The 26817-nt window shown below is 71.0% G+C and carries 23 protein-coding genes and 1 tRNA gene; 10 read left to right on the top strand and 14 right to left on the bottom strand.

Annotated features, from left to right (window positions below; translation table 11 throughout):
- Window positions 1–36: 36 nt before the first annotated feature.
- Window positions 37–1887 (top strand): S9 family peptidase, encoded by a 1851-nt coding sequence (locus tag OHT51_RS19770; protein ID WP_328880252.1) that lies wholly within the window; start codon window positions 37–39, stop codon window positions 1885–1887.
- 128 nt (window positions 1888–2015) lie between these two features.
- Here OHT51_RS19770 and OHT51_RS19765 read toward each other — a convergent pair whose 3' ends face one another.
- The gene (locus tag OHT51_RS19765) at window positions 2016–3944 is read right to left on the bottom strand and encodes an NAD-binding protein (RefSeq protein ID WP_328880251.1); all 1929 of its coding nucleotides are present in this window, start codon (window positions 3942–3944) and stop codon (window positions 2016–2018) included.
- Window positions 3945–4126: 182 nt separating this feature from the next.
- Here OHT51_RS19765 and OHT51_RS19760 point away from each other — a divergent pair, with 182 nt between their 5' ends.
- The 4 genes from OHT51_RS19760 (at window position 4127) to OHT51_RS19745 (ending at window position 7637) form a co-directional block, all read left to right on the top strand.
- Complete coding sequence (locus OHT51_RS19760) at window positions 4127–5170, top strand: permease (protein WP_328880250.1); 1044 nt, start codon at window positions 4127–4129, stop codon at window positions 5168–5170.
- The gene (locus OHT51_RS19755) at window positions 5167–6036 is read left to right on the top strand and encodes a TIGR03943 family putative permease subunit (protein WP_328880249.1); all 870 of its coding nucleotides are present in this window, start codon (window positions 5167–5169) and stop codon (window positions 6034–6036) included. The genes OHT51_RS19760 and OHT51_RS19755 overlap by 4 nt, the downstream gene beginning before the upstream one ends.
- 77 nt (window positions 6037–6113) lie before the next feature.
- Window positions 6114–7328 (top strand): amidohydrolase family protein, encoded by a 1215-nt coding sequence (locus OHT51_RS19750; RefSeq protein WP_328880248.1) that lies wholly within the window; start codon window positions 6114–6116, stop codon window positions 7326–7328.
- 120 nt (window positions 7329–7448) lie between these two features.
- The gene (locus tag OHT51_RS19745; protein ID WP_328880247.1) at window positions 7449–7637 is read left to right on the top strand and encodes a ferredoxin; all 189 of its coding nucleotides are present in this window, start codon (window positions 7449–7451) and stop codon (window positions 7635–7637) included.
- Window positions 7638–7643: 6 nt separating this feature from the next.
- Here the strand turns inward: OHT51_RS19745 and OHT51_RS19740 are convergent, their stop codons facing one another.
- From OHT51_RS19740 to OHT51_RS19695, 9 genes are all read right to left on the bottom strand, one after another.
- Window positions 7644–8402 carry a glycosyltransferase family 2 protein gene (locus tag OHT51_RS19740; protein WP_328880246.1) on the bottom strand — a complete coding sequence of 253 codons (759 nt, stop codon included), beginning with the start codon at window positions 8400–8402 and terminating at the stop codon, window positions 7644–7646.
- Between the two features lie 265 nt (window positions 8403–8667).
- Entirely contained in the window at window positions 8668–12789 is a 4122-nt protein-coding gene (locus OHT51_RS19735) for a WD40 repeat domain-containing protein (RefSeq protein WP_328880245.1), read from the bottom strand.
- A 412-nt stretch (window positions 12790–13201) separates the two neighbouring features.
- Window positions 13202–13336: a hypothetical protein gene (locus tag OHT51_RS19730; protein ID WP_328880244.1), complete on the bottom strand. Its 135-nt coding sequence runs from the start codon at window positions 13334–13336 to the stop codon at window positions 13202–13204.
- Between the two features lie 81 nt (window positions 13337–13417).
- The gene (locus OHT51_RS19725; RefSeq protein WP_328884380.1) at window positions 13418–13723 is read right to left on the bottom strand and encodes a hypothetical protein; all 306 of its coding nucleotides are present in this window, start codon (window positions 13721–13723) and stop codon (window positions 13418–13420) included.
- 55 nt (window positions 13724–13778) lie between these two features.
- Complete coding sequence (locus OHT51_RS19720) at window positions 13779–14186, bottom strand: hypothetical protein (protein WP_328880243.1); 408 nt, start codon at window positions 14184–14186, stop codon at window positions 13779–13781.
- Between the two features lie 554 nt (window positions 14187–14740).
- Window positions 14741–15304, bottom strand: a complete 564-nt coding sequence (locus OHT51_RS19715; protein WP_328880242.1) for a dihydrofolate reductase family protein — start codon at window positions 15302–15304, stop codon at window positions 14741–14743.
- 420 nt (window positions 15305–15724) lie between these two features.
- A tRNA-Pro gene (locus OHT51_RS19705) sits at window positions 15725–15798 on the bottom strand.
- Between the two features lie 32 nt (window positions 15799–15830).
- The gene (locus OHT51_RS19700) at window positions 15831–16640 is read right to left on the bottom strand and encodes a Pr6Pr family membrane protein (protein ID WP_328880241.1); all 810 of its coding nucleotides are present in this window, start codon (window positions 16638–16640) and stop codon (window positions 15831–15833) included.
- 249 nt (window positions 16641–16889) lie between these two features.
- Window positions 16890–17816 (bottom strand): metallophosphoesterase, encoded by a 927-nt coding sequence (locus OHT51_RS19695; protein WP_328880240.1) that lies wholly within the window; start codon window positions 17814–17816, stop codon window positions 16890–16892.
- A gap of 120 nt (window positions 17817–17936) precedes the next feature.
- Between OHT51_RS19695 and OHT51_RS19690 the strand changes: the two genes are divergently transcribed.
- On the top strand, window positions 17937–18401 hold the full coding sequence (locus OHT51_RS19690) for a GatB/YqeY domain-containing protein (RefSeq protein WP_328880239.1): 465 nt from the start codon (window positions 17937–17939) through the stop codon (window positions 18399–18401).
- 115 nt (window positions 18402–18516) lie between these two features.
- Here OHT51_RS19690 and OHT51_RS19685 read toward each other — a convergent pair whose 3' ends face one another.
- Window positions 18517–20817 carry a transglycosylase domain-containing protein gene (locus OHT51_RS19685; RefSeq protein ID WP_328880238.1) on the bottom strand — a complete coding sequence of 767 codons (2301 nt, stop codon included), beginning with the start codon at window positions 20815–20817 and terminating at the stop codon, window positions 18517–18519.
- A 466-nt stretch (window positions 20818–21283) separates the two neighbouring features.
- Between OHT51_RS19685 and wblA the strand changes: the two genes are divergently transcribed.
- Window positions 21284–21622, top strand: a complete 339-nt coding sequence (gene wblA / locus OHT51_RS19680; protein ID WP_328880237.1) for a transcriptional regulator WblA — start codon at window positions 21284–21286, stop codon at window positions 21620–21622.
- Between the two features lie 46 nt (window positions 21623–21668).
- Here the strand turns inward: wblA and OHT51_RS19675 are convergent, their stop codons facing one another.
- Together OHT51_RS19675 and OHT51_RS19670 are read right to left on the bottom strand one after the other, a co-directional pair.
- Window positions 21669–23078, bottom strand: a complete 1410-nt coding sequence (locus OHT51_RS19675) for an ArsA family ATPase (RefSeq protein WP_328880236.1) — start codon at window positions 23076–23078, stop codon at window positions 21669–21671.
- 136 nt (window positions 23079–23214) lie between these two features.
- Window positions 23215–24192 (bottom strand): ArsA family ATPase, encoded by a 978-nt coding sequence (locus OHT51_RS19670; protein WP_328880235.1) that lies wholly within the window; start codon window positions 24190–24192, stop codon window positions 23215–23217.
- A gap of 106 nt (window positions 24193–24298) precedes the next feature.
- Here OHT51_RS19670 and OHT51_RS19665 point away from each other — a divergent pair, with 106 nt between their 5' ends.
- From OHT51_RS19665 to OHT51_RS19655, 3 genes are all read left to right on the top strand, one after another.
- Window positions 24299–24460 (top strand): DUF4177 domain-containing protein, encoded by a 162-nt coding sequence (locus OHT51_RS19665; protein WP_010986011.1) that lies wholly within the window; start codon window positions 24299–24301, stop codon window positions 24458–24460.
- The gene (locus OHT51_RS19660) at window positions 24457–24924 is read left to right on the top strand and encodes a RidA family protein (RefSeq protein WP_328880234.1); all 468 of its coding nucleotides are present in this window, start codon (window positions 24457–24459) and stop codon (window positions 24922–24924) included. Before OHT51_RS19665 ends, OHT51_RS19660 begins: the two co-directional genes overlap by 4 nt.
- A 143-nt stretch (window positions 24925–25067) precedes the next feature.
- Window positions 25068–25889, top strand: coding sequence for a nucleotidyltransferase domain-containing protein (locus OHT51_RS19655; protein ID WP_328880233.1), 822 nt, complete (start codon window positions 25068–25070; stop codon window positions 25887–25889).
- Between the two features lie 42 nt (window positions 25890–25931).
- Here the strand turns inward: OHT51_RS19655 and OHT51_RS19650 are convergent, their stop codons facing one another.
- On the bottom strand, window positions 25932–26762 hold the full coding sequence (locus OHT51_RS19650; RefSeq protein WP_328880232.1) for an MBL fold metallo-hydrolase: 831 nt from the start codon (window positions 26760–26762) through the stop codon (window positions 25932–25934).
- Window positions 26763–26817 lie beyond the last annotated feature (55 nt).

Raw genomic sequence — 26817 nt, 5'->3', positions numbered from 1 at the left:
CAGCGAATGGTGGGCCGGGCCAGGCACTATGGGGCCATGACTGAGAGCCACGGGTCCGATTCGCGGGATCACCACATGCAGGACAAGGGCACGCCGGGCAAGGCCATGCCGGACTGGGAGAAGCGCTTCCGGGCACCCCGGGTGTCGCTGCCCGACTGGGCGGAGGACGCCCCGGACCGCTCCTTGTTCGTGTCGAACGCCACAGGGACGTACGAGCTGTACGCCTGGGACCGTGCGACGGGAGAGCAGCGCCAGGTGACCGACCGGCCGAACGGCACGACGGACGGCGTGCTGACCCCGGACGGCGCGTGGATCTGGTGGTTCGACGACAAGGACGGCGACGAGTTCGGCGTCTGGCGCCGCCAGCCGTTCACCGGCGGCGAGGACGAGCTCGCGGCGCCGGGCCTGGACCCGTCCTACCCGGCCGGCCTCGCCCTCGGCCGGGACGGCCGTACGGCGATCGTGGGCCGCTCGACGGACGAGGACGGCACGACCGTCCATCTGGCCCGCACCGGCGAGCCCCCGGTGGAGATCTACCGCCACCGCGAGTCCGCCGGGGTCGGAGACCTCTCGCACGACGGCACGCTGATCGCCGTCGAACACACCGAGCACGGCGACGCGATGCACTCCGCGCTGCGCGTCCTGCGCTCCGACGGCTCGGCCGTCGCCGAGCTCGACGACACCAAGGGCGGCACGCAGGAGCTGGGCCTGGAGGTCCTGGGCTTCGCCCCGGTGGACGGTGACGCCCGCCTGCTCATCGGCCACCAGCGGCGTGGCCGCTGGGAGCCGCTGGTGTGGGACGTGGCGACGGGGGAGGAGACGGACCTCGCGCTGGAGCTGCCCGGTGACGTCAGCGCCGAGTGGTACCCGGACGGGACCGGCCTGCTGATCGCGCACAGCTTCGAGGCCCGCAGCGAACTGTTCCGGTACGACCTGGCCCGGCGTGAGCTGGAGCGGATCCCGACCCCGGCGGGCTCGGTGTCCGGGGCGACGGCCCGTCCGGACGGCAGCGTGGAGTACCTGTGGTCGTCGGCGGCGGAGCCGTCGGCAGTGCGGTCGACGACGGGACGGGTGGTGCTGGATCCGCCCGGCCTGAAGTCCCCGGGTTCGGTCCCCGTGGAGGACGTGTGGGTGGAGGGGCCGGGCGGCCGCATCCACGCACTGGTCCAGCGTCCCGCGGGCGCCGAGGGCCCCCTCCCCACCGTCTTCGACATCCACGGCGGCCCCACCTGGCACGACAGCGACGCGTTCGCGGCGGGCCCGGCGGTCTGGGTGGACCACGGGTACGCGGTGGTGCGGGTCAACTACCGCGGCTCCACGGGCTACGGGCGTGCCTGGACGGACGCGCTCAAGCACCGGGTGGGCCTGATCGAGCTGGAGGACATCGCTGCGGTCCGCGAATGGGCGGTGACCTCCGGCCTGGCCGACCCCGCCCGCCTCATCCTGACCGGCGGCTCCTGGGGCGGCTACCTCACCCTCCTCGGCCTCGGCACCCAGCCGGACGCATGGACCCTGGGCATCGCGAACGTCCCCGTCGCCGACTACGTCACGGCGTACCACGACGAGATGGAAGCCCTGAAGGCCATGGACCGCACCCTCCTGGGCGGCACCCCGGAAGAGGTCCCGGAACGCTTCGAGGCCTCGTCCCCCCTGACCTACGTCGACCAGGTGAAGACCCCGGTCTACATCGCGGCCGGCGTGAACGACCCCCGCTGCCCGATCCGGCAGATCGACAACTACGTCAAGCGCCTGGAGGCCCGCGGGGCGGTACACGAGGTGTACCGCTACGACGCGGGCCACGGTTCCCTGGTCGTGGACGAGCGAATCAAACAGGTACGCCTGGAACTGGACTTCGCGGAGCGGCACTTGGGGGGCTCGGCTGCTTGAGGCCGGCACTTCTCGATGTCGGTCCGGGCATTTCAGCCCGTCTGCGGCAGCCCCCAGGAGCCGGGGTCGAAGGGGCGGCAGCCCCTGGAGGTCGGGAAGGGTAGGGGCGGCGGGGGCGAAAACACCCCCTAAGCCCCCGCCCGCTCCCGCGACCGCCTCCCCAACAACTCCGCCAACCCCCGCCGAGTAGCCGCGAGCACCACCCGGTCCTCCTTCTGCAGGACATACGCGTCGGGCAGATCCCACACCCACCCCGACACACCACCACCCACCCCGCCGCGCTCCTCGTACGCCTCCTCCACCGCAGGCTCCTCCCGCCGCTCATCGCGCCGCTCGTCCCGCGGCGTCCGATCCAGCGCCAGGACCCGCCACGCCCCGGCCCTGAAGGCCTCACCGACGGTCTTGTCCTCAAGCTGTGGATGACCACCCACATCCACCGCGGCGAACAACAACACCCGCCGCTCGACGGGAATCGCCCCCAGGATCTGCCGCCCCATCATCGCCCCGGCGAACGCGGGCGCGGCCAGATGCGTCACGCTGCGGCTGCGCGTGGACGCATGGGGGTGCGCGGCCCGCAGGGTCCGGTACACGGCGGTGGCGAAGTCGTCGTCGTACAGCCGAAGGACCACGCGGAGGTCCGGCCGCACGGAGCGGGCGTACAGCGCGGCCTCCAGATTGGTGGTGTCGGCACTGGTCACAGCGAGCAGCGCGTGCGCCCGGTGGATCTTCGCGGCCTCCAGGACCCCCTCCTGCGTGACGTCCCCGAGCACCACAGGCACCCGCAGCCGCCGCGCCGTGGCCATCCCGCGCGCGTCGGGGTCGGCCTCCACGCACACCACGGGGATGTGCAGTTCGCGCAGCCGGGTCAGCACCCGGGTGCCGATCTTGCCCAGGCCGAGCAGCACGACATGCCCGCCCAGCCCGCGCGGCGGTTTGCGCAGGGCGGACACGGAGCGGAAGGTGCCGAGGGCCTCCAGGACCGCCGCCAGCAGGACCGGAAGCAGCAGCAGACCCATCAGCCCGGACAGCAGTTGGAGGATCTGCCGGGCCAGGGACTGGTGGAGGGCGGGTTCGTTGATCGCGAAGAGGTCGAGGAGGGTCATGTACGTGGCGTACAGCGGGTGTTCCCCGGTCACCACCGTCAGCGCGACGGCCAGCGCGGCCACACACCCGACCAGCCCGGCCAGCGACCACCTGAGCCGCCGTGAGAACAGCGAGGCGAACGACGGTACGACGCCTCGCCCCGAGGGCAGGGAGGGACCCGCGTACGACACCTGCTCAAGGACGACCGTCCCGCGGCCCCTGGCCTCCTGCACGGCCGCCGCGTCCGGCAGCAGCAGCGGTCCCTCTTCGTCGCCGTTCTCCGAACCGTCCGTCCCCGCCGGGTCGTTGCTGGTCGTGGACAGCAGGGCCAGCGTGGCAAGCCCGGCCGGGGCCGCCTGCCCCGGGCGCAGGGGCGGGCGCTCCACCGCGCGCAGCAGCAGGCCGTCGGTCTGTACGACCTTGGTGGTGCCGGCGACGGCCGTGGCGGCCAGCGCGGGGGCGGCCGTATCGGCGTCGGACAGAACGGTCGTGGAAGCGTCGAGTCCGGCGTCCCCGGCGCCCGTCGCCAACGCGGCCGCCTGGTCGAGGAGTTCCTCGATGTGCTGGCCCAAGCGCCGGTTGTACAGCCGCAGGACGAGCCGGAGGCGGGGGTTGAGGCGGCGGGCGGTGAGGGCGGCGCGGATGTTGGTCTCGTCGTCGTCATAGACGAGGGCGAGCGCGTCGGCCCGTTCCACGCCCGCGTCGGCGAGGGCGGCCTCCGTGGCCTCGGGGGCCTCCACCATCCGGATGCTCCCGGCCGGTTCGCTGCCTCCGCCGGCCCCGCCGCCCGCACGGTTGACGGCCGCGCTGACCGCCCCGAGCAACGCCGCCGACGCGGCCCGGGCACGGCCCACGACCGGTGGTCGTACCGTGCGCTCGGAGGGTGGCACGAGGAGCGTCACCTGCTCGCCGTACACCCCACGCAACTCGGCGGCCAGCCGGTGCGCCAGCCCGTCGTCGCCGCACACCACCATGTGTGCGGCCGTGTCACTCCCTAAGCCCTGATTCGGAACGCTCGCCACGAGGGAAAAGAGTGCCTCAATGTGACGGGTGGTTCCAGAAGTGGCCACCTCGGGTCTGAACGCCCGCTCGCGCCGGGCCGTACTGGAGGGGAGGGAAGCCAGCGCCCTACCGCACCACCGGAGGTACCTCGCCCGTGGCGATCACCAAAGCGGCCCCGCAGCAGACGGACGGCGGGACCGACGACCGCGATGGCCGCCGCACACCGCGGGGGCGGGCCGGGGAGGAGGGCCGGCACCTCAACTCCTCGCTCCTGCTCACCATGCTCATGCTCGGGCTGGTGCTCCTCCAGAGCCCGATCCGCCGCGCGCTCTCCGCACCGGTCATGCAGAGCTGGACGACGGTGTTCGTCGCGGTCATGGTCCAGGCGCTGCCCTTCCTGGTGCTCGGCGTGCTGCTGTCGGCGGCGATCGCGGTGTTCGTGCCGCCGTCCTTCTTCGCCCGTGCCCTGCCCCGCCGTCCCGCCCTCGCCGTCCCGGTCGCCTCAGCGGCGGGAGCGGTGCTGCCGGGCTGCGAGTGCGCGTCCGTGCCGGTGGCCGGGGCACTGGTCCGGCGCGGCGTGACCCCGGCCGCGGCGCTGGCGTTCCTGCTGTCCGCGCCCGCGGTCAACCCGATCGTGCTGACGGCGACGGCGGTCGCGTTCCCCGGCAACCCGGAGATGGTCCTCGCCCGCCTGGTCGCGAGCCTGTTGGTGGCCTGCGCGATGGGCTGGCTGTGGTTGCGCCTCGGCCGCACGGACTGGCTGAAACCGCCGTCCCGCCAGGCCTACGAGGGCCAGAGCAAGGGCGAGGCCTTCTGGGGCTCCGTCCGGCACGACGTGATGCACGCCGGCGGCTTCCTGGTGGTCGGCGCGATGGCGGCGGCGACGCTCAAGGCGGTGGTCCCGGAGACGTGGCTGAGCACGGCGGCGGACAACCCGGTGCTGTCGGTCCTGGCCCTGGCGGTCCTCGCCGTGGTGCTGTCGATCTGCTCGGAGGCGGACGCGTTCGTGGCTGCGTCGCTTACGCAGTTCTCGCTCACGGCCCGGCTCACCTTCCTCGTCGTGGGCCCGATGATCGACCTGAAGCTGTTCGCGATGCAGGCGGGCACCTTCGGCCGCGCCTTCGCCCTGCGTTTCGCACCGGCCACGTTCGTGCTGGCCGTGGTCGTGTCGGTGCTGGTCGGGGCGGTGATCCTGTGAACCGTCAGGCCCAGTCGGCGGTCCTCTTCCTGCTCGGCGCGTCCCTGCTGCACGCGGCCACCACCGACCTCTATCTGCGGTACGTCAAGCAGGGCCTGCGCCCGCTGGTGCTGGTGGCCGGCGCGGTACTGGTCGCGGCGGCCGTGGCGACGGTCTGGTACGAGCGGAAGCGGGCACGGCGGCAGAAGCAGCACGCTGCCGACCACGCGGAGGGCCACGAGAACCAGGAGAGCCAGGAGAGCCACCAGGCTCTTGGGAGTCACGAGGCCCGCGACGGCCACGAGGTCCACGACGGCCACGAGGTCCACGACGGCCACGAGGCCCGCGACGGCCACGAGGCCCACGAGGACCACAGTCACCGCGAACCCCGCATCTCCTGGCTCCTCGTCCTCCCCCTCCTCGCCCTGATTCTGGTGGCCCCGCCCGCCCTCGGCTCCTACAGCGCGACCCGCACCGGTACGGCCCTCCAGGAGCCCCTGGCCTACCCCGCCCTCCCCGCCGCCGATCCCCTGAGCCTGAGCCTCGTCGACTATGCGGGCCGCGCCGTCTACGACCACGGCCGCACCCTGCGGCACCGCCAGGTCCGGCTCACCGGTTTCCTGGCCCTGGACCGCGACGGCACCCCCTACCTCGTGCGGATGGCCCTCAACTGCTGTGCCGCCGACGCCCAGCCGGTCAAGGTCGCCCTGACCGGCCAGGTCCCGCCGGTCCTCCAGCCGGACACCTGGCTCCGGGTCACCGGCACCTACGTCCCGCGCCGCGCCGAGGACCCCGTCAACGGCGGCCCGATCCCGTTCATCGAGGTCACGGCGGCGAAGCCGGTGGCGGCGCCGACGGACCCGTACGACGAGAGCTGGAACAGCTGACGAGTGCCCTCTCTTGCCGGTCCCCGGCACGCCCCCTACGCTGAATCTGATGGGTCGTCAGATTCGGGAGGCATGGCGTGGCCAGTACCGAGAGCGGCACGAAGGACCTGCCCAAAGTCATCAGCGTGGACGATCACGTGATCGAGCCCGCGCACCTCTTCGAGACCTGGCTCCCGGCCAAGTACCGGGACCGGGGCCCCAAGCCCCTCACCGCGGGGATCGGGGAACTCGAGTACGTCGGTGGGAAGTACCGGTTCACGACGGACCCGGCGGGCCAGATCACCGACTGGTGGGAGTACGAGGGCGGCCTGTTCCCGTACAAGCGCATCATCGCGGCCGTCGGCTTCTCCCGGGACGAGATGACGCTCGACGGCATCACGCGTGAGCAGATGCGGCGCGGCTGCTGGGACCCGAAGGCCCGGCTGGCGGACATGGACATCAACCATGTCGAGGCCTCGCTCTGCTTCCCCACGTTCCCGCGCTTCTGCGGCCAGACCTTCGCCGAGGCCAAGGACAAGGAGGTCGGGCTGGCGTGTGTGCGCGCCTACAACGACTGGATGGTCGAGGAGTGGTGCGGCGACAGCGGCGGCCGGCTGATCCCGCTGTGCCTGATCCCGCTGTGGGACATCGACCTCGCGGTCGCGGAGATCCATCGCAACGCGGCGCGCGGGGTGCGGGCGGTGACGTTCAGCGAGATCCCGACGTATCTCGGGCTGCCGTCCATCCACTCCGGCTACTGGGACCCGTTCTTCGCGGCCTGCCAGGAGACCGGCACGGTCGTCAACATGCACATCGGGTCCTCGTCGCAGATGCCGGCCGCGTCCCCCGACGCCCCGCCCGCCGTGCAGGCCTCGCTGAGCTTCAACAACGCCATGGCGTCGATGATGGACTTCCTCTTCTCCGGGGTCCTGGTGAAGTTCCCCCGGCTGAAACTCGCGTACAGCGAGGGCCAGATGGGCTGGATCCCGTACGCCCTGGAGCGCGCGGACGACGTCTGGGAGGAGCACCGGGCCTGGGGCGGTGTGAAGGACCTGATCCCGGAGCCGCCGTCGACGTACTACTACCGCCAGATCTTCTGCTGCTTCTTCCGCGACAAGCACGGCATCGAGGCGATCGAGACGGTCGGCGTCGACAACGCGACCTTCGAGACGGACTACCCGCACGTCGACTCGACCTGGCCGGAGACGAAGCGGGTGGCCGCGGAGCATGTCGGCGGGCTCTCCGACGAGGTGGCCTACAAGCTGCTGCGCGGAAACGCGATCCGGATGCTCGAACTCCCCTTTGACCAGTGACGGGTCGTGATTGATCAGGGGTGAGTCAGGGCTGGGTCAGGGCTGGGTCGGTGATTAAAGGGGCGTGGTGGCTGGGCAGTTCAGTCGTGTAGGCGACGGCGGTCCGCGACGGGAGCACGGATGAAGGTCTCGATCGACACCAACCTCTGTTACGGCTCAGCCGAGTGCGTGCACAGGGCTCCGTCGGTCTTCGACTTCGTGGACGAGTACGGCGTGGTCAGACCGGGGCGGGAGGACAGCGGCGACGACCCGCAGGTGCGGGAGGCCGCCGAGAAGTGCCCGTCCCAGGCCATCTCCCTCACCGGGTGACGGCGTTCACGGACCGGTCGGGTACTGCCACCCGAACGAGCCCAACGCCCGTGCCCTGGCCTCCACCACCGCCATCCGGGCCTGCCGCTCCGCCGGGTCGACGTGCGCCGACTGACCCGTCATCTGGCCGTCCCACTTCCGGTACAGCAGCCCCGCCTCCGCCGAGAACCAGCCCCGGCTCACGGAGTTGAGCGCGAGCAGCAGGCCCGTGTCCTCGGACGCCGGGAGGGCCATCCAGCCGCCGAGGGCGAGCAGCAGGTCCCGGCGTATGCACAGGGTCGCGGGGTGGACCTGCGCGCGGAAGTCGTTCGCCCGCCAGAAGTCGAGTACGGCGCCCTGCTCGATCGGCCCGTCGTCCGGGTCGCCGGGGAAGCCGGCCGTCGAGCCGTCCGGCAGCAGGTCCAGGACCCGTGAGGTCGTCCAGCCGACGGCGGAGTCGGCCTCGAGCACGGCCAGGTCGCGGGCGAGCGTCCCCGGGGTGAGCTGGTCGTCGGCGTCCAGGATCTTGGCGTACTCGCCCTCGGTGTGCGCGAGCGCGACCGTGCGGGCCACTCCGGGGCCTCCGGGGCGGCCCTGACGGAAGGTCACCCGCGGGTCGTCGGGGACGTACGGGCGGACTTCGTCGGTCTGTCCGTCCTCCTGGATCACCCAGTGCCACTCCCAGCCCGGCGGCAACTCCTGTGCGCACAGTGACCGGTGGGCCTGCGGCAGGAACGCCGCCGACGGGCCGTGGACAGCGGTGACGACGATGACGCGCCGGGACAAGGCGGCCCTCACCACCTTTCAGACATGCGAAGGCCCGACCGCTGGCGACGGGGGATGCACCAGCGATCGGGCTGGGGCCAACAGTAACAAGGCTGCCTGCCTCGTGGGAGCCGCCTCATCCGCTGCGATGACGCGTTGTGATCGGGATCACGGAAACCGCTGTCCGCCGCACCCCCGTCATGCCACTTGCGTTCCCTCCCCGTCACTGAGCGCACGGAGCGGGTCGGAGCAGGGGGCCGCGGGCCGTACGTCCCCACGGGCGGGCCTATTTCGCGCACGGTGGCTCGTACGAGAGCCGAGGCAGGTACTCGTGCCATTTCTCCCGCGTCAGCACGCCGTGCGTGGTCGCGCAGACACGGGTGATCGCCTGGTCGACGTCCAGGTTCCACAGCCGCACGGTGTCGGTGCCGCTGGAGACGCCGAGCATGTGGCTGGTGGGGCTGAACGACAGGAAGTTGCCCGTCGTGGCGTTCGGGCTCATCGCCTGGCCGATGGCCGAGGCGTCGGACGGGCTCGCGACGTTCCACAGCCGGACCGAGTTGTCATTGCCGCCGCTGGCCATGTAGCGCCCGCCCTTGCTGAACGTCAGGGAGACGACCGCTTCGGTGTGGCCCGTCAGGGGGTCCCCGTGCGGGGTCGCCCGGTGCGGGTCGGTGACGTCCCACAGCCGCACGGTGTCGTCGTCGCTGCCGCTGGCGAGCGTATGGCCGTCCGGACTGTAGGCGAGCGCGTTGATGGGCCCGGCGTGCCCGGTGAGCGGTGCGCCACGCAAAGCGGGGCGGCGCGGGGCGGTCACGTTCCACAGCCGGATCGTGGTGTCCGCGCTGCCGCTGGCGAGCGTACGGCCGTCCGGGCTGAAGGCCAGGGAGTTGACGTAGCCGGCGTGCCCCTTGATCGGTGCGCCGAGCGGCACGACACGGGCGGGGTCGCCGACGTTCCACAGCCGGATGGTGCGGTCGTCGTAGGCGGTGGCCAGTATGCGCCCGTCGGGGCTGTAGGCCAGGCTTCGCGGGCCCGCGAAGCGGGTGTGCAGGGTGAGGGGCGACCCGGCCAGGACCGGTCGGGCCGGGTCGGCGACGTTCCACAGGTACAGCGCCCGGTGCCCGGTCCGTACGGCGAGGGTGCGGCCGTCTGGGGAGAACACCATCGAGCGCTGGTAGCCGTCCGCGGGCATGAACGGTGTGCTCAGGGGCACGGGCCGGCCGGGAGCCGAAACGTTCCACAGCCGGATCCGCCCGTCGCGCGCGGCCGTGGCGAGGACCTTCCCGTCCGGGCGGAACGCCCCGCTGCGCCCCATCATGTCTGCCGTCGGGATCGACCACAGCCTGACCTTGCTGTCGCCGCTGCCGGTGGCGAGCGTGCGGCCGTCGGGGCTGAACCCGAGCGCGTACATCTCCCCACTGGCACCCGCGAGCGGCTCGCCGACCTGCGAGGGGTACGCCCGGTCGCTGACGTTCCACAGGCTCGCCGTGCTGTCCGCACTGGCGGCGGCGAGCATGTCGCCGTCGGGGTTGAAGGCCACCGACCAGATGGGGCCGGTGTGCCCGGTGAGCGGTGCGCCGAGCTGCCGGCCACGGCGGGGGTCGGAGACGTCCCACAGCCGGATCGTGTCGTCCGCGCTGCCGCTGGCGAGGGTGCGGCCGTCCGGGCTGAACGCGACGGAGTGCACCAGGTCGGTGTGTCCCCTCAGCGAGGAGATCGCCTTCGGCCGGTCCGGTCCGGCCACGTCCCACAGCCGGATGGTGTCGTCGTCGCCCCCGGCCGCCAGCGTCCTGCCGTCCGGGCTGAACGCCACCGACCGCACGGCGGCGCCGGCCCCGGTCAGCGGCTCGCCCAGCGGCTCGGCCCGCTCCGGATCGCTGACGTCCCACAGCCGTACGGTCCGGTCCTCGCTGACGGAGGCGAGCGTACGGCCGTCAGGGCTGAAGGCGACCAGGTAGATCGTGGCGTCGTGCCCGGTCAGGGGCGCCCCGAGCGGACGCGGCCGGTTCGGCTGCCGTACGTCCCACAGCCGGACCGTGCCGTCGTCCGAGGCACTGGCGAGGGTGCTGCCGTCCGGGCTGAAGACGGCGCTGCTCACCCAACTGCGGTGCCTGGCCAGGGGTTCGCCCAGGGGCTCGGGCCGCTCCTGGTCGGAGACGTCCCACAGCCGTACGGTCCGGTCGTAGCTGGCGGTGGCCAGGAGCCGTCCGTTCGGGCTGAAGGTGGTCAGGTAGACGGCGCCGGTGTGGCCGCGCAGGGGCGTGGCCAGCGGGGCGTTCACGATCGAGATCAGCCGGCTCTTGGTGTCCTCGTCGTCCGGGCGCAGCCGGTGCGCCACCAGGTCGAGCTGGGCGGACAGCGACGGGTCGGTGTACTGGAAGCGGTCGGCCTCGGCGAGCACCTGCGCGTACACGGCGTCGTCCCGCTGCTGCCAGGCGACCACCGCCGCCCCGACGGCCACCATCACCAGCGCGAGCAGCGCCGCGACCGCGCTCCGCATGATCCAGACCGTACGCCTGCGCAGCCTGACCGAGGCGGCGAGGAACTCCACCGCGCCCCGGGTGAGGTACGTGTCCCCGGCGGACCGCGCCCAACTGTGGGCCTGCTCCAGCCGGGAGCCCCGGTACAGCAGCGACGCGTCCCGCGCGGACTCCTCCCAGGCCCGGCCGTCCTCCTCCAGCCGCTGGCGCAGCAGATTGCCCTGCCGGTCCTCGTCGATCCAGTCCCGCAGCCGCGGCCAGGCATGCAGGAGCGCCTCGTGCGTGATCTCCACGGTCTCCGCGTCCAGCGTGACCAACCGGGCCCGCACCAGCGCCTCGAGCGACTCCTCCGTCTTGTTCGGGTCCGTCGACTCCTTCGCCAACTGCCGCCGCGTTCCCCGCCGCCGGGTCGTCTGTGTGTCCTCGCCGAGCCGGACCAGCCTGAGCAGCAGCAGCCGCGCTGCGGTACGCGCCGCCGGATCGAGGCCGGACCAGGCCCGCTCGGCGGTGGCCGCCACGGCACCCTGAATCCCGCCGGCCGCCCGATACCCGGCCAGCGTCAGCCGCCCGGCCTTGCGCCGCTGCCAGGTGGCGAGCAGCGCGTGCGACAGCAGCGGCAACGCCCCCGCGTCATGCGTCCCCCGCGGCCCGTCCGCACTCACCTCCCGCACGATGAGCTCCGCCAGCCCCGGCTCCAACTCCAGCCCCACGGCCTTGGCCGGCCCGGTCACCGCCTCCCGCAACTCCGAGGCTGTGAGCGGCCCGAGCACCATGTGCCGGTGCTGCAACGCGTCGGCCAGCTCCGGGTGCGCGAGGCACTGCTCGTAGAAGTCGGCACGTATGCCGAGAACGACGAGAACGGGCGGCGGGTCGCCGGGTTCGGCGGGGGTGCAGGCGGCGTGGAGGAGCTGGACGAAGGTGCGGCGGTCTGCTTCTTCGGGGCAGAGGGTGAAGGTCTCTTCGAACTGGTCGACGATGAGGACGGGCGGGGTGGCGGGGGCGACGGAGTCGGTGGAAGTGCCGGCGCCGGAGGAGCGCTCTGGATCGGCGTCGGCGTCGGCACCGGCATCAGCGCCGGCGCCGGAGGCCTCGCGCCGGGCCCAGGCGAGGACGGCGGCGCGTGTGCGGCGCCCGAAGTCGGCACGGAGCTCCTCGGCGCCGGTTTCGTCCCCGTACTTCGCCCGCCAGCCCGAGCCCGCCACGTCAGCCACGTCCGCCGACCGGACGACATCGGCGAGTTCCGGTATCCGACGGGTCAGTTCGGCAAGCGGATCGGCGCCCGGCACGAGCTGCACCACAGCGCCCGCCGGACCGCTGCTCCCCGCCCCGCCCAGGGCGCCGTTGCGCAGGGCAGTCACCAGACCGGCGTTCAGCAGGGAGGACTTGCCGGCCCCCGAGGCACCGACGAGCATGACGAGACCGCCGGTCTTCTCCACGGCGCGGAGCTGAGCGACCAGCGCGTCGGTACTGCGCTCCCGCCCGAAGAACCACCGGGTGTCCTGCTGCCGGTACGAGGCCAGCCCCCGATAGGGGCACACCCCGCCGGCACCCGCGGGCGCCTCGACCGAAGCCTGGAGGTCCTCCTCTTCCCCTGAGGTGGCCCGCTCCCACAGCCGCTGCCACTGCCCCAGGTCGTACAGCCCGGCGGACACGGGCGTGGGCCGCGCGCGGCGCGCCTGCGGAACCAGGACATGCAGTACGGCTGACAGTGCGGCGAACTGGGCCGGCACGTTCTTGGCCCGACGCCAGTCACTGATCCGCTGAGCGGACACCCGTACGGGACGCCCCCGCTCGTCGACCCGCTGAAGCCGTACGACCGCGTCGGCCACACTCTTGAGCGGCGGGTTGCCGGCCTCCTTGTAGAGCAGCGCGAGCCGTTCCGCGAACGCTGTGCGCGCCGCCGAGTCGGAACTCAAGGCCTCCACTCCCTTACTCCGCCGCTACTCCGCCCCACCTGGTCTTCCGGACCGGAAAACTCACTTTATATGGCTGACCTGCGGCTAAGACGGCGTCCGGAGACCGGATGCTCCTCTCCGGCACGCTCGACTGGCAGGATCATGACGCAATTGCGCATCTCCCGCGCGACGCCCAGGCAGGCCACCAGCCCAGAGCCCGGAGAGACCACTCATGGCGCCGCATGTTCTCGGACACCTTCGACACGATTCTTTTTCGCAGGAACGACGAGCCCCCGACGCCGCCCCAATCCAGCTCGACCCGCACTGACTCGCCGACACGGCACGTCACCCACGGGTCGACACCTCCTCGCCGTTCGGCACCGGTCCCCACGAGGGGAGGGACCGGTGCCGGACGACGCGGCTGAGTGGTGTACCGGCGAGCTCAGGGCTGAGACTGCCCCGGGGCCTCGTACCCCGTCTCTTCATCACCAACGAAGGTCAGAGCTTCACGGCCGCTTCCCAGCGCATCCAGCAGCATGGTGAGCGCCGCGTCGACGCCTTCCGTGGAGCGGCCCACCGGGACCGATGGTGTCCTGGCGGCAGGCATGCGCGGTCGTACGACCCGCTGTCGTCCGTCCTCCGCGTCGACCGCTTCCGCTCAGCTCCTGCGGGCGTCTGCGACGATCCGGTCGACGACGTCCGCGGCCTGCTCCGGGTGTCCCTCCAGCCGGCTTCCGAGGTGCTCCCGGACGGCCACATCGACGCAGGCGCGTACTGCGGGGTTGCCCAGTACTCCGCGGGTGGCGCCCTCGAACGAGGGATGGTCCAGCTTCACGGACACGACCGCCGTCAGGCCCTCGCCGATCCGATCGGCGCTGAAATCGAGGTCCGCCGCCGGCAGCACTCGTCGCTCACGTGCGTAGGCGTTGACCGCGGCCGTCACTCCGTCGCGGAAGCCCAGCAGGTGTGTGCCGCCGCCAGGGGTGGGCCGGCTGTTGGCGAAGCTGCGGACACGCTCTTCAGCTCCTGCAGCGGGTTTCCGTTCCGTGTTGAGGTGGGCATCGCCCCGTTGCGCAACGGCAGTCCGTACCGCGTGTGCCGGAGCCGTCGGTTTCGTCCCAGTCGGTGGCGCTCAGCTCGGCCCAGGTGATCCAAGTTGTGCTGTGGACGCCCTCGGCTCCGCCGTAGGCGGTGAAGTCGGCGTGTACCCCGTCGGATGCGTCTTCCGGCAGGCCGCGTTCCTCGGCGAGTGGCCGGAACCCGAAGGAGTTGCGCACGCCGAAGAGGCAGGCGAGTGCGTCGTAGGCGTTGCCGGTGTTGAGGAGGAACAGGTCGATCGCGGCCGTCCAGACCGCATCCTCGTCGTCCCCGCCCCGGACCTGGGCCCATGGCCTGCACTCGATCATTCCGCTTACGCCGGTGGACATGCTCGGATTCTGGCGGGCAGAGGTGGGGCCTGTCGCCCGGGTTTCATGTCGGCCTCTCCTCGCAGGCGAGATCGGTGGGCCGGGGGATCTTGGACCACGCTGCGGTCCGCGCAACGGGCTGGAAATCGCACCCATAGCAGGAGGCCTGACAGCGCATTGAACACATCCTCCTCTGTCTGGAGGAGGCGGTGCTCAGGGCGGGCCGGCGGACCTGACCGCTCTCGACGTCTGCGTGGTCGAGTTCTGCTTCGCCGGTGTCCCAGACGGTGATGGTGGATCCCGGAATTCTCGTGGCGGGATTTGAACCCACGACCTCTTCGTCCCGAACGCGATCACGGGGGCCTGGGCTTGCCTCGAGGGTCGCCGGCCCGCCTATTCGGCTCCGACACTGTCCATTACGGTCCAGGACCGTCCGATCGCGGCTGTGACGTTCGGCCCCCTGTTTGGCCCCCTGGGAAGTTGCGGTGACGTTGTAGTCGATGCTGGTCAGAGCTGTGATCAGGCAGGGCGACCGACCTTCCGACGTGGCATGACCCCGGACGCCAGTCGCGCGGTCAGCGCCTGGTCTCGTACCTGGTCAGCAGCACGCCGTCGGGAAACGTCCGGGTCTCCACCAGGTTCAGGTTCACCCAGTTGTCCAGGGCTGTGAAGAACGGCGTGCCGCCGCCCACCAGGACCGGATGGGTGACGATCACGTACTCGTCGATCAGCCCGGCCCGCATGGCGGCCGCGGCGAGTGTGGCACCGGCGATGTCCATGGGGCCGCCGTCGTCGGCCTTGAGCCTGGTGATCTCGGTGACCGCGTCGCCGGTGACCAGACGGGTGTTCCAGTCGACCGTGCTGGTCGTAGAGGAGAACACCACCTTCGGCATGTCCCGCCAGCGGCCGGCGTACTCGATCGCCGCCGGTGTGGCACCCGGCTGCTTGTCGGCGGTCGGCCAGTGGGAGCTCATCGTCTCCCACAGCTTGCGCCCGTACAGCGCCAGGCCCGTCGCGTCCACCCGGTCGGACCACCACTGGAACAGCTCGTCGCTCGACACGCTCCAGCCGAGGTCGTCGCCGGGCGCGGCGATGTAGCCGTCCAGGCTCATGTTCATGGCGAAGGTCAGTTTCCGCATGGCGTCAGCCTCCCGTGAGTCGGTATTCGACGTACAGACCAGCACGGCGCGCAAGACTCGTCGGTCAGGCCACACCGAGGGCCAGTTGACCACCACGGAAAGCAGATGCTCCGTCACCGCGGCAGGAAACCGGGCTTCTCCTCTCGCTGACCACGGCATCCCAGTGGAGCGAATCGCGCTCTTGGTTGGGCACAGCAGCCAAGCCACCACGGAAGCGGTCTACCGCAAGCAACTTCGGCCCGTGATCACGCAGGGCGCCGAAGCAATGGATGACATCTTCGCCGAAGATCAGGAAGAGGGGGAGACTGAGGATCGGAAGCGGCGACGCGCTGGCCTGATCAAATTCGTTTGGCCCCCTGTTTGGCCCCCGGGCATGAAAGAGGCCCATTCGCGATCAAGCGAATGGGCCTCTGACCTATGTCGGGGTGGCGGGATTTGAACCCACGACCTCTTCGTCCCGAACGAAGCGCGCTGCCAAGCTGCGCTACACCCCGATGTCGCTGCTGTCGCGGCGACGTCGTTTACTTTAGCCCACGGGTGGCTGGAGACGAAATCCGGTTTTCGTGCGGTGGTGGACCCGGTGGCGGATGGGGTTGGGGCGGGCGTGGTCGAGGGCCACGAGGGCGATGGCCAGGGCGTAGATGGCGAGGCCGATGAGGAGGGCGTTGCCGAGGACGCTCTTGTAGCCGTGCCGGGCCACGTCGAGGAACGGGTAGAGATAGCGGGCCGGCGTGCCGGCCACGAGTAGCTCGCCTCGGGACAAAGTGAACGCCAGGTAGGCGAGGGGGTAGACCAGCCAGGTCGCCGCCGGGCGCAGGTGCAGCTGACCGGGGGCCGTCAGGAGCAGCCAGTCCAGCAGGGCCGCGATGGGCGTCGCCGTGTGCAGGACCTGAGTGGTGATCGCGTGCCAGTCCGTGGGGTTCGCGGCCTCGCCCGTGAGGACGCCGGGGAGGGCGTAGGGGCTCGACTCGTTGGCCAGCAGCAGGTGGTAGACGAGGCCCGTGACCAGGGCGTAGAGCAGCGTGGCGCCCGTCAGTGCGGAGGGCAGGGGGCGACGGGCGGTCCAGGCGCGGCGGGCCGAGAGGATGAAGACCAGGGCCAGCAGGATGTTGGCCTGGATCGCGAAGTGGCTCAGGGCTCGCACAGGGCTGCCGAGGGTCAGTTCGATGGCGACCGCCGCGGCCGCGACCAGGGCGACCAGCAGGCGGTACACGGCTGCCAGGCGGCGGCGGGCGGGGGCCACCACCGCGGTGGCGGGGACGTGGGACGGCAGCAACGCGGGGATGCCCGGTATCGCGGGGAGGTCCGGGATGTCCCTGGGTATCGGGGCTGTCATGCCCTCACGCTAAGCAGGGTGGGCAAAACGGGCGATACGGGTGGTCCGTGCGGGTTACGCCGAGCGGCCCTGCGGGACGGTCCGGCCAGGGGGCGGGGCCAGCTCAGGGGACAGGGTCAGGCCAAGCAAAGCCACGCCGGCCCAGTCAATCCGGGTGGGCCCGGCCGCCGGCCCGCGTATCCGCCCCGAGGCCTCTCCTCTTACCCCGGCCCCACCAGCATCACCGCATCACAGCACCAGCACCAGCCCCTACTCCCGCCCCACCAGCGTCAGCAACGTCGCCTCAGGCGGGCAAGCGAACCGGAACGGCGTGTAGCGGTTCGCGCCGCAGCCTGCCGAGACGTGCAGGTAGGACGTACGGCCCTGAGCCGTGTGCGTGGACAGGCCCTTCACGCGGTCCGTGTCGAGGTCGCAGTTGGTGACCAGGGCGCCGTAGAAGGGGATGCAGAGCTGGCCGCCGTGGGTGTGGCCGGCCAGGATCAGGGGGTAGTCGTCGGCCGTGTAGGAGTCCAGGACGCGCAGGTACGGCGCGTGCACCACGCCGAGCGCGAGGTCGGCGGCGCCCGACGGGCCCCCGGCCACCCGCTCGTAGCGGTCCCTCTTGATGTGCGGGTCGTCGAGGCCGGTGAGCTCCACCGACACGCCCTCGACCTTCAGCGTCCCGCGCGTGTTCGTGAGGTTGAGCCAGCCCGCGGCGTCGAAGCCGTCGCGCAGGTCCTCCCAGGGGTTGTGGATCGCGCCGACGGCGGGCGCGTTGCCGTTCAGGCCGTGGCGGCCCTGGGCCTTCTCCAGCAGATAGCGGGCGGGGTTGCGCAGCTTCGGGCCGTAGTAGTCGTTCGAGCCGAAGACGTACGCCCCCGGGAACTGCATCAGGGGGCCCAGCGCGTCCAGCACCTCCGGTACGCCCTCCGGGTCGGAGAGGTTGTCGCCGGTGTTGATCACGAAGTCCGGGCGCAGGCCTGCCAGCGAGCGCAGCCAGCGCTGCTTCTTGCGCTGGCCGCCGACCATGTGGATGTCGGAGACCTGGAGCACACGCAGCGGACGCATGCCCGCGGGCAGGACGGGGACCGTCACCCGTCGCAGCCGGAAGGAACGGGCCTCGAAACCCGCCGAATACAACAGTCCGGCGGCGCCAACCGCCGTGATGCCCAGGGGTACTCCGTATCGCGCGCGCATACGACCATCGTGTCAGACCGGCGAAGTCCCCGTGCCGGGCCGCCCGCGGTACGGCGTTCTCGCGCAGGCCCCTTGAAATCAACGGGCGTTCCGCGCCCCACACCTGCGACAATCGACGGCATGACCACGCTCAAGTCGAAGCTGCAGGAAGACCTCAACGCCGCGATCAAGGAGCGCGACGAGCTGCGCTCCTCGACGCTCCGGCTGACGCTCGCCGCGATCACCAAGGAGGAGGTCGCGGGCAAGGAGAAGCGCGAGCTCTCCGACGACGAGGTGCAGAAGGTGATCACCCGCGAGGCGAAGAAGCGCCGTGAGGCGGCCGAGGCCTTCGCGCAGGGTGGTCGTGCCGAGTCCGCCGAGCGGGAGAAGGCGGAGGGCGAGGTCCTCGCCACGTACCTGCCGAAGCAGCTCAGCGACGACGAGCTGAACCAGATCGTCGCCCAGGCCGTCGAGGAGGCCAAGGCGGCAGGCGCCGAGGGCCCGCGGGCCATGGGCGCCGTCATGAAGATCGTGAACCCGAAGGTGGCGGGCCAGGCGGAGGGCGGCCGCGTGGCCGCGGCGGTCAAGAAGCTGCTCGCCGGCTGACACTTACGGCACGGCGGGCGGGCGGTGTGGCCACCGACCGCTCCGCCTCTGACGACAGGCGGCCCCTGTCCCTTCGTACGAAAGGACAGGGGCCGTCCCCTTTCTCAAGGCCGCGTCAGCCGCGCCCGCCTGTGCCGCCGCCGTTCGACTGCCCCTGCCACCAGCCCTCGGGGATCGAGAAGGAGGGCGACGGGGACGTACCGCCGTCCGCGCCGCCATTGTTGCCGCCGCCGTTGTTGTTCCCGCCGCCGATCAGGCCGCCGATGAACTCGTCGCCGTTGTTCCCGTCGTCGTTGCCGTTCTCGTCGCCGTCCTCGTCCTCGTCACCCCGGCCGCGATCCGGCTTGTCCTCCGGGATGTCGACGGTGTTGAAGCTCTCGTCGGGCTTGCCGTCGAGGGCGCCGTTCATGGCGTCCCGCCAGATCGGGCCCGGGACCCGGCCGCCGTAGACGAGGTCGTGGTACTGGCCGCCGATGTAGATGTTCCGCATCTTGACCTTCTGGGTGGCGCTGCCGACCCAGACGGCGCCCGAGAGGTTCGGCGTGTAGCCGACGAACCAGGCGTTGCGGCGCTCGTCCGTCGTACCCGTCTTACCGGCGCTCTGGCGGTTGGTGAGACCGGCCTCCTTGCCGGTGCCGGAGTCGACCACGCCCTGGAGCAGGGTGTTGATGGTGTCGGCGGTCTGCTCGGACATCGCCCGTGAGCACGTCGACTTGGGCACCTCGAGCGACTTCTGCTCCCCGCCGACCTTCTGCGAGATCGACTCGATGGCGATCGGCGTGCAGTACATGCCGCGGGAGGCGAAGGCGGCGTACGCGCTCGCCATCGTCAGCGGGGAGAGGCCGATCGAGCCGAGGGTGACCGAGGGGGTCTCCGGGAGCTTGTCGCCGTTGCCCTGCCGGACCTGCAGCTTGTCGGTGATGTTGACCACCGGGCACAGGCCGATGTCGGCGACCATCTGCACGAAGTAGGTGTTGACCGACAGCTCCATCGCCTTCCGCAGGCGGTAGGGGCCGCGCTCCGATTCGGCTTCGTTCTCCAGCTTCTCGCCGTTCAGGTTGGTCCACGGCTTGCTGTCGCACGTCTGGACCGGGCTCGGGTACTCCATCTCGTACGGCGACGGGTACTCCTGCGTCGGCGGGCGCCCTTCCTCCAGCGCGGCCGCCGCGACGAACGGCTTGAACGTCGAACCGGTCGGGAAGCCGAAGTTGGAGCCGCCGTAGGCCGCGTCGACGGAGTAGTTGTACTCGGTCTCGTTCTTGCCGTAGCCGTACGGCTTCGACTGGCCCATGCCGAGGATCTTGCCGGTGCCGGGCTCGACGAGGGTGGTCGCGGCGGCGACCTTGTCGTCCTGGTTGACGTGGTCCTTGAGCGAGGCCTGGACCGACTCCTGGGCCTGCGGGTCGAGGGTCGTCGTGATGGTCAGGCCGCCGCGGTTCCAGATCTTGGCGCGGGCCTCGCGGTTCTTGCCGAAGACCGGTTCGCTGAGGAAGACCCTCTCGACGTACTGGCAGAAGAAGCCGGCGCCCTTGACCGCGGTGATGCAGCCGTTGTTGGGCTTGCTGACCTTCAGGCCGAGCGGTGCCTCCTTGGCCTTGTCGGCATCCGCCTGGGAGACGTCGCCGACATCGGCCATGCGCTGCAGGACGATGTTGCGCCGCTTGGTGGCCTCGGCCTCGTCGTTGACCGGGTCGTAGCGGCTCGGCGACTGGACGATGCCCGCGAGCAGGGCCGCTTCCTGGAGCTCGAGGTCCTTGGCGGACTTGGAGAAGTAGCGCTGGGACGCGGCCTCGACACCGTACGCCTGCTGGCCGAAGAACGTGATGTTCAGGTAGTTCTCGAGGATCTTCTTCTTGCCGAGTTCCTCCTCGACCTGGATCGCGTACTTCAGCTCCTTGATCTTGCGGCCGAGGGTCTGCTGGGTGGCCTGCGCGACCTTCGTCGCGTCGTCGCCGGCCTCCTCGACGAAGACGTTCTTCACGTACTGCTGGGTGAGCGTGGACGCGCCCTCGGTGACGCCGCCGCTCTGCGCGTTGCGGTTGAGGGCGCGCAGGACGCCCTTCAGGTCGACCGCGCCATGCTGGTAGAAGCGGGCGTCCTCGATCGCGACGATCGCCTTCTGCATGTAGGGCGAGATGTCCTTGAGGTCGACCACCGTACGGTCGCGCGAGTAGACCGAGGCGATCTGGTCGCCCTTGGCGTCCAGGATCGTGGTGCGCTGGCTCAGCGGTGGCGTCTTGAGACTGACCGGGAGCTCGTCGAAACTCTCGACCGAACCCTTGGCCGCGAGCCCCAGCGCGCCGACGGCGGGCAACGCGATACCGGCCAGCACGGCTCCCGCGAGCACACTGACACCGAGGAACTTGGCGGCCTGTTGCGTTGGCGACAGCCCACCGCCCGAGCGCTTCTTTGGCATGGGGGCAGCCTAAACCGTAGAGATGAGCGAACCGAGGGCCGACCGTGCGCGAGCAGAGCACGCTCGCGGATGCAGCCCATTCGCCGGACAGGCATGCAGGCGTTGGCCTAAGCTGCTCTCAACTGTCACAGCAGTGCGGCCACGTATCAATACGTCCGGCGACCCCGAATCGTTCCGGAGGTTCCTCACTTTTTTGGTGGGGACGTGTCCGAATCCGCCTTGTGTGTCATCCGGCGTCCGTTGTGACTCAACAGAACTGTCCCGGTTTGCCGGGAAAGTCACGCATGTCGCCAGCTCACTCCCCCGGGTGATCTGCCGCTTACGCATAGTCCGTTCGGGCCATTCAAGATTGGGCCCGAAGGGGGTGTTGCGCTGTGCCCACCTTCCGTAACGTCCTCAACTGGCGGCGGTGAATATGCCGCTGCCGCCGTGGGGGAGCCTCGATTCGGGAGAGGACGGCGCCGGTATGGGCTGGGTAGTCGACTGGAGTGCGCAGGCGGCCTGCCGCACTACCGATCCGGATGAACTGTTCGTTCAGGGAGCAGCGCAGAACAGGGCCAAGGCGGTGTGCACCGGATGCCCGGTGCGCACGGAGTGCCTGGCGGACGCGCTGGACAACCGCGTCGAGTTCGGCGTGTGGGGAGGGATGACCGAGCGGGAGCGCCGTGCGCTGCTGCGCAGGCGGCCCACCGTGACCTCCTGGCGGCGGCTGCTGGAGACCGCACGCACGGAGTACGAGCGGGGCGCGGGCATCCTGCCGCTCGACGACGACCAGGTGTACGAGGACTTCGCGGCGGTGAGCTGAGGGGACAGGGCTGAGGGGGCCAGGAAGGCCTCCTCCCGGAACTTCCTCAGGTGCCGGCCGCGGGGTCGGGCAGCTCCGGCCGATGGGCCGCGAGCCGGTTTCCGATGTCCCGCAGTCCCGCGAGGTCATGGACATCGCCGGGCAGTGCGGCCACCTCGGCCACCGCCACCTCGGGGTGCAGTGAGGTGAAGCGGTCACGCGTGCGCTGCTCACGGGAGAGCAGCTGCATGCGCTCGGAGTGCAGCCTCAGCAGACCTGCGGTGAGTTGGTCGACGGACCGCTCCACATGCCCGGTGGCCGATGGTGGAGCGACGGGCTGCGGCTCGCCCATGGCTGCGGTGCGCTCCGTGTCCGGGGCGGGGGAGCCTGCCTCAGGAGCGGCGGGAGAGCCTTCTTCGGGAGCCGATTCTGAACTCTCGTACGTGTCGGGGGAGTTACGAAGTCCAGCTTTCCCGCCCTCCTGATCCACAATGCCGGGCTCTTCAAGATTTTCCGCGGCGGCGAGCGCCCGCTCGGCCGACAGCCGGGCGGCGCCGCTGCCGTGGACCCGGTTGAGCACCAGACCGGCGAGCGGCATGTCCTCGGCGGCCAGCCGCTCCACGAAGTAGGCGGCCTCGCGCAGCGCGTCCCGCTCCGGCGCGGCCACCACCAAGAACGCCGTCCCGGGCGCCTGGAGCAGCTTGTACGTCGCGTCCGCGCGCGTCCGGAACCCGCCGAACATGGAGTCCATCGCGGCCACGAAGGTCTGTACGTCCTTCAGCAGCTGGCCGCCGAGCAGCTTGCCCAGCGCGCCCGTCATCATCGACATGCCGACGTTCAGGAACTTCATCCCCGCACGGCCGCCCACCTTCGCCGGGGCCAGCAGGACGCGGATCAGCTTGCCGTCCAGGAACGAGCCGAGCCGCTTGGGTGCGTCCAGGAAGTCCAGCGCTGAGCGGGACGGCGGCGTGTCGACGACGATGAGGTCCCACTCGTCCCGGGCGCGCAGCTGCCCGAGCTTCTCCATCGCCATGTACTCCTGCGTGCCCGCGAAGCCCGCCGAGAGCGACTGGTAGAAGGGGTTGCCCAGGATCGCGGCCGCCCGCTCGGGGTCCGCGTGCGCCTCGACGATCTCGTCGAAGGTGCGCTTCATGTCGAGCATCATCGCGTGCAGCTCGCCCTGACCCTCGACGCCCTTCACCCGGCGCGGGGTGTTGTCCAGGGAGTCGATGCCCATCGACTGGGCGAGCCTGCGGGCCGGGTCGATGGTGAGGACGACCACCTTGCGCCCGCGCTCGGCGGCCCGCAGTCCCAGCGCCGCCGCGGTCGTGGTCTTGCCGACGCCGCCCGAGCCGCAGCACACCACGATGCGGGTCTTCGGGTCGTCGAGCAGCGGGTCGAGGTCGAGCGCGCGCGTGGGGGACAGGTGAGAGGTGCGCGCGGCGTCGGTCGCCTGGGCGGATTCCGGACGGCTCATGACATCCCCTGCTTCCGACGCTGACGCTCCTGACATACGACGTGCCGGTCCCGCCGTACGGCGGGATGCTCCCGCCTGCTGAACGGACCCGTGTCCCGCCCGCTGAACGGACTCATGTCCTGTCTGGAGAACGGACTCATGACAGGCCCTGTTCCCGCAGCTCGCCCGCGAGTTCGTACAGGCCGGCCAGGTCCATGCCCTCGGCGAGCAGCGGCAGTTCGTGCACCGGCAGCCCCAACTCGTCCAGGGCCGCCCGCTGCTCCTGCTCCAGCGCGTACCGCTCGGCGTACTCGTCGGCCTGCCCCAGCAGCGGGTCCACCAGCCGCTCGGCGTTCCCGCCGCGCCGTGCCCCGCCCAGCCCGGCGGAGGACAGCGACTTGGCGACGGCGGCGCGCGGCACACTGCGTACGAGTTCCAGGTCGGTGGCGTCCAACACCTCCGGCCGCACCATGTTCACGATGATCCGCCCCACCGGCAGCCGTGCCGCCCGCAGCTCGGCGATCCCGTCCGCGGTCTCCTGTACGGGCATCTCCTCCAGCAGCGTCACCAGGTGCACGGCCGTCTCCGCCGACTTCAGCACCCGCATCACGGCCTGAGCCTGATTGTGTATCGGCCCTATCCGGGCGAGCCCTGCCACCTCGTCGTTGACGTTGAGGAAGCGGGTGATGCGCCCGGTGGGAGGCGCGTCCATGACGACACAGTCGTAGATGAACCGCCCGGCCTTGTCCTTGCGCCGCACGGCCTCACACGCTTTGCCGGTCAGGAGTACGTCCCTCAGCCCCGGCGCGACGGTGGTGGCGAAGTCGATCGCGCCGAGCTTCTTCAGGGCCCGGCCCGCACCGCCCATTTTGTAGAACATCTGGAGGTAGTCCAGAAGGGCCAGTTCGGGGTCTATGGCGAGGGCATACACCTCCCCGCCCCCTGGAGCGACGGCGATCTTCCGCTCCTCGTAGGGCAGCGCCTCTGTTTCGAAGAGCTGCGCGATGCCCTGCCTGCCCTCGACCTCGACGAGAAGCGTCCGCTTCCCCTCCGTGGCGAGGGCGAGCGCGAGCGCGGCGGCGACCGTGGTCTTTCCGGTCCCGCCCTTGCCGCTGACTACCTGGAGCCTGCTCACGTCTTCGAGCCTAACCAGTCGGTGCGCAAGCTACGCGACAGCCTGTGGACAAAGTGACCGCGGTCGGCCGCATGACCCTCGCCGGGCAGCGGATAAAGTCGGCCACATGACCAAGTGGGAATACGCAACCGTGCCGCTGCTCGTCCACGCCACGAAGCAGATTCTGGACACCTGGGGCGAGGACGGCTGGGAGCTCGTCCAGGTCGTGCCCGGGCCGAACAACCCCGAGCAGCTCGTGGCCTACCTGAAGCGGGAGAGGCAGGCATGAGCGCGGTCGAGGAGAAGCTTGCCGAGCTGGGCCTGACGCTGCCGGAGGTCGTGCCTCCGCTGGCCGCGTACCAGCCGGCCGTCCAGTCCGGCGTGTACGTCTACACCGCCGGCCAGCTGCCCATGGTGGAGGGCAAGCTCCCGGTCACCGGCAAGGTGGGCGCGGAGGTCACCGCCGAGGAGGCCAAGGACCTCGCCCGTACGTGCGCTCTGAACGCCCTCGCGGCCGTGAAGTCGGTGGCGGGCGACCTGGACCGCATCACGCGCGTGGTGAAGGTCGTGGGCTTCGTTGCCTCCGCCCCGGACTTCACCGGCCAGCCCGGCGTTCTCAACGGCGCGAGCGAACTGCTCGCCCAGGTGCTGGGCGACAAGGGCGTCCACGCGCGCAGTGCGGTCGGCGTGGCCGTGCTTCCGCTGGACGCTCCGGTCGAGGTCGAGGTCCAGGTGGAGCTGACCGGGGCCTAGGCGACGGCGTTGGCGCAGGCCTTCGGCGGTGCGGCTGTCGTGCGGCCCGCCGCCGGGTGCCGGCCGCACGGACAGGTTGAACATCGCCGAACGGCACCGTAAATGAGCTGCCCGCCACCTTCCCGGCAGGGCACAGTGGGCCCATGGCCGAAACCGTCCTGCGACGCGGGCTCGACGCCCAGGGGTACATCGCGCGCGAGGGGGCGCTCGGGCGCGTTCCCCATACGTTCCGGCCCGTCGTCGCCGCCGCGCGCGACCGCCTGTTGGATGTGTTCGGGGCGCGGCTGCACAGCGCCTACCTCTATGGGTCGATTCCGCGCGGCACCGCGCGCGTGGGGCGCAGCGACCTGGATCTGCTGCTCGCGCTGCGCGAGGAGCCGACCGAGGCGGACCGCACGGACGCGCGCAGGCTCGACGAGGCGCTCGACAAGGAGTTCGCGCAGATCGACGGGGCGGGGACGCTGCTCAGCAGCGGCACGCAGCTGCTGAGCGACCTGGAGCGGTACGACGGCGGGTGGTTCGTCGCCTGCCTGTGTACGCCCCTTCTGGGGGACGATCTCGCCGAGTATCTGCCGCGCTACCGGCCCGACTCGCTGCTCGCGCGCGAGACGAACGGCGATCTCGGGCTGCTGCTGCCGCGGTGGCGGGCGCGGATCGCCGGGGCCGAGGACAGCGATGACGCCCGACGGCCGCTCGTCCGGTTCATGTCACGGCATCTGGTGCGGACCGGGTTCACCCTCGTCATGCCTTGCTGGGGCGGATGGACCAGCGATCTGGTGGAGATGGCGGAAGCCTTCGGCTCGTACTATCCCGCGCGGGCCGAGCAGATGCGGGCCGCGGCCCTGCTCGGGTGGGAACCGACCGGCGACGCGGCTGTCCTGCGGTCGTACGTCGAGGATCTCGGCCCGTGGCTCGCGCAGGAGTATGCGCGCGTGCACGGCGTCAAAGCCCCCCGGCCCGACTGAAGACGCTCGGAAGGCAGCTCTCGGCTCGACGGGACGAGCCCGTCAGATGAGCCCGTGCTCCTCCAGGTAGTCCAGCTGCGCCCGTACCGACAACTCGGCCGCGGGCCACAGGGACCGGTCCACATCCGCGTACACGTGGGCGACGACCTCGGCCGGGGTGCCGTAGCCGTCCTCGACCGCCGTCTCGACCTGGGCGAGGCGGTGCGCGCGGTGGGCGAGGTAGAACTCGACGGCGCCCTGGGCGTCATCGAGCACCGGGCCGTGACCCGGGAGGACGGTGTGCACGCCGTCGTCGACCGTGAGGGACCGGAGCCGCCGCAGGGTGTCCAGGTAGTCGCCCAGACGGCCGTCGGGGTGCGCCACGACCGTGGTGCCGCGCCCCAGGATCGTGTCGCCGGTCAGGACGGCCCGGTCGGCCGGAAGGTGGAAGGAGAGCGAGTCGGCTGTGTGGCCGGGCGTCGGGACGACCCGCAACTCCAGGCCGCCGATGTCGACCACGTCCCCGGCGCCGAGCCCCTCGTCGCCGAGCCGCAGCGCCGGGTCGAGGGCACGCACGTGTGTGGCGGTCAGTTCGGCGAAGCGTACGGCGCCCTCGGCGTGGTCCGGGTGGCCGTGGGTGAGCAGCGTCAGGGCGATGCGCTTGCCGGCCTTCTCGGCCGTGTCGACGACATTGCGCAGGTGTCCCTCGTCCAGCGGGCCCGGGTCGACCACGACGGCCAGGTCCGAGTCGGGCTCGGACAGCAGCCAGGTGTTGGTGCCGTCCAGGGTCATCGCGGAGGGGTTGGGCGCGAGGATGTTGACGGCGCGGGCGGTGGCGGGCCCGGAGAGGACCCCGCCTCGCGGCTGGCCGGGGAGGGCTGCTGCGTCCGTCATACGAGGGGGCCTTCCAGGGCTGTCGGCACGGCGGGAACGTCGGGAACCGCGGGCG

Source organism: Streptomyces sp. NBC_00299, assembly GCF_036173045.1.
GTDB lineage: Bacteria > Actinomycetota > Actinomycetes > Streptomycetales > Streptomycetaceae > Streptomyces > Streptomyces machairae.
The sequence above is the reverse complement of the archived record's forward strand: the minus strand, read 5'-3'. Positions and strand labels throughout refer to the sequence as shown.

What these genes read in the sequence shown, in the direction of transcription:
- OHT51_RS19770 (WP_328880252.1), top strand. Translation starts at nt 37, where the DNA reads ATGACTGAGAGCCACGGGTCCGATTCGCGGGATCACCACATGCAGGAC.
- OHT51_RS19765 (WP_328880251.1), bottom strand. Translation starts at nt 3,944, where the DNA reads ATGGTGGTGTGCGGCGACGACGGGCTGGCGCACCGGCTGGCCGCCGAG.
- OHT51_RS19745 (WP_328880247.1), top strand. Translation starts at nt 7,449, where the DNA reads ATGAAGGTCTCGATCGACACCAACCTCTGTTACGGCTCAGCCGAGTGC.
- OHT51_RS19720 (WP_328880243.1), bottom strand. Translation starts at nt 14,186, where the DNA reads ATGTCCACCGGCGTAAGCGGAATGATCGAGTGCAGGCCATGGGCCCAG.
- OHT51_RS19715 (WP_328880242.1), bottom strand. Translation starts at nt 15,304, where the DNA reads ATGCGGAAACTGACCTTCGCCATGAACATGAGCCTGGACGGCTACATC.
- OHT51_RS19700 (WP_328880241.1), bottom strand. Translation starts at nt 16,640, where the DNA reads ATGACAGCCCCGATACCCAGGGACATCCCGGACCTCCCCGCGATACCG.
- OHT51_RS19695 (WP_328880240.1), bottom strand. Translation starts at nt 17,816, where the DNA reads ATGCGCGCGCGATACGGAGTACCCCTGGGCATCACGGCGGTTGGCGCC.
- OHT51_RS19690 (WP_328880239.1), top strand. Translation starts at nt 17,937, where the DNA reads ATGACCACGCTCAAGTCGAAGCTGCAGGAAGACCTCAACGCCGCGATC.
- OHT51_RS19685 (WP_328880238.1), bottom strand. Translation starts at nt 20,817, where the DNA reads ATGCCAAAGAAGCGCTCGGGCGGTGGGCTGTCGCCAACGCAACAGGCC.
- wblA (WP_328880237.1), top strand. Translation starts at nt 21,284, where the DNA reads ATGGGCTGGGTAGTCGACTGGAGTGCGCAGGCGGCCTGCCGCACTACC.
- OHT51_RS19675 (WP_328880236.1), bottom strand. Translation starts at nt 23,078, where the DNA reads ATGAGCCGTCCGGAATCCGCCCAGGCGACCGACGCCGCGCGCACCTCT.
- OHT51_RS19665 (WP_010986011.1), top strand. Translation starts at nt 24,299, where the DNA reads ATGACCAAGTGGGAATACGCAACCGTGCCGCTGCTCGTCCACGCCACG.
- OHT51_RS19660 (WP_328880234.1), top strand. Translation starts at nt 24,457, where the DNA reads ATGAGCGCGGTCGAGGAGAAGCTTGCCGAGCTGGGCCTGACGCTGCCG.
- OHT51_RS19655 (WP_328880233.1), top strand. Translation starts at nt 25,068, where the DNA reads ATGGCCGAAACCGTCCTGCGACGCGGGCTCGACGCCCAGGGGTACATC.
- OHT51_RS19650 (WP_328880232.1), bottom strand. Translation starts at nt 26,762, where the DNA reads ATGACGGACGCAGCAGCCCTCCCCGGCCAGCCGCGAGGCGGGGTCCTC.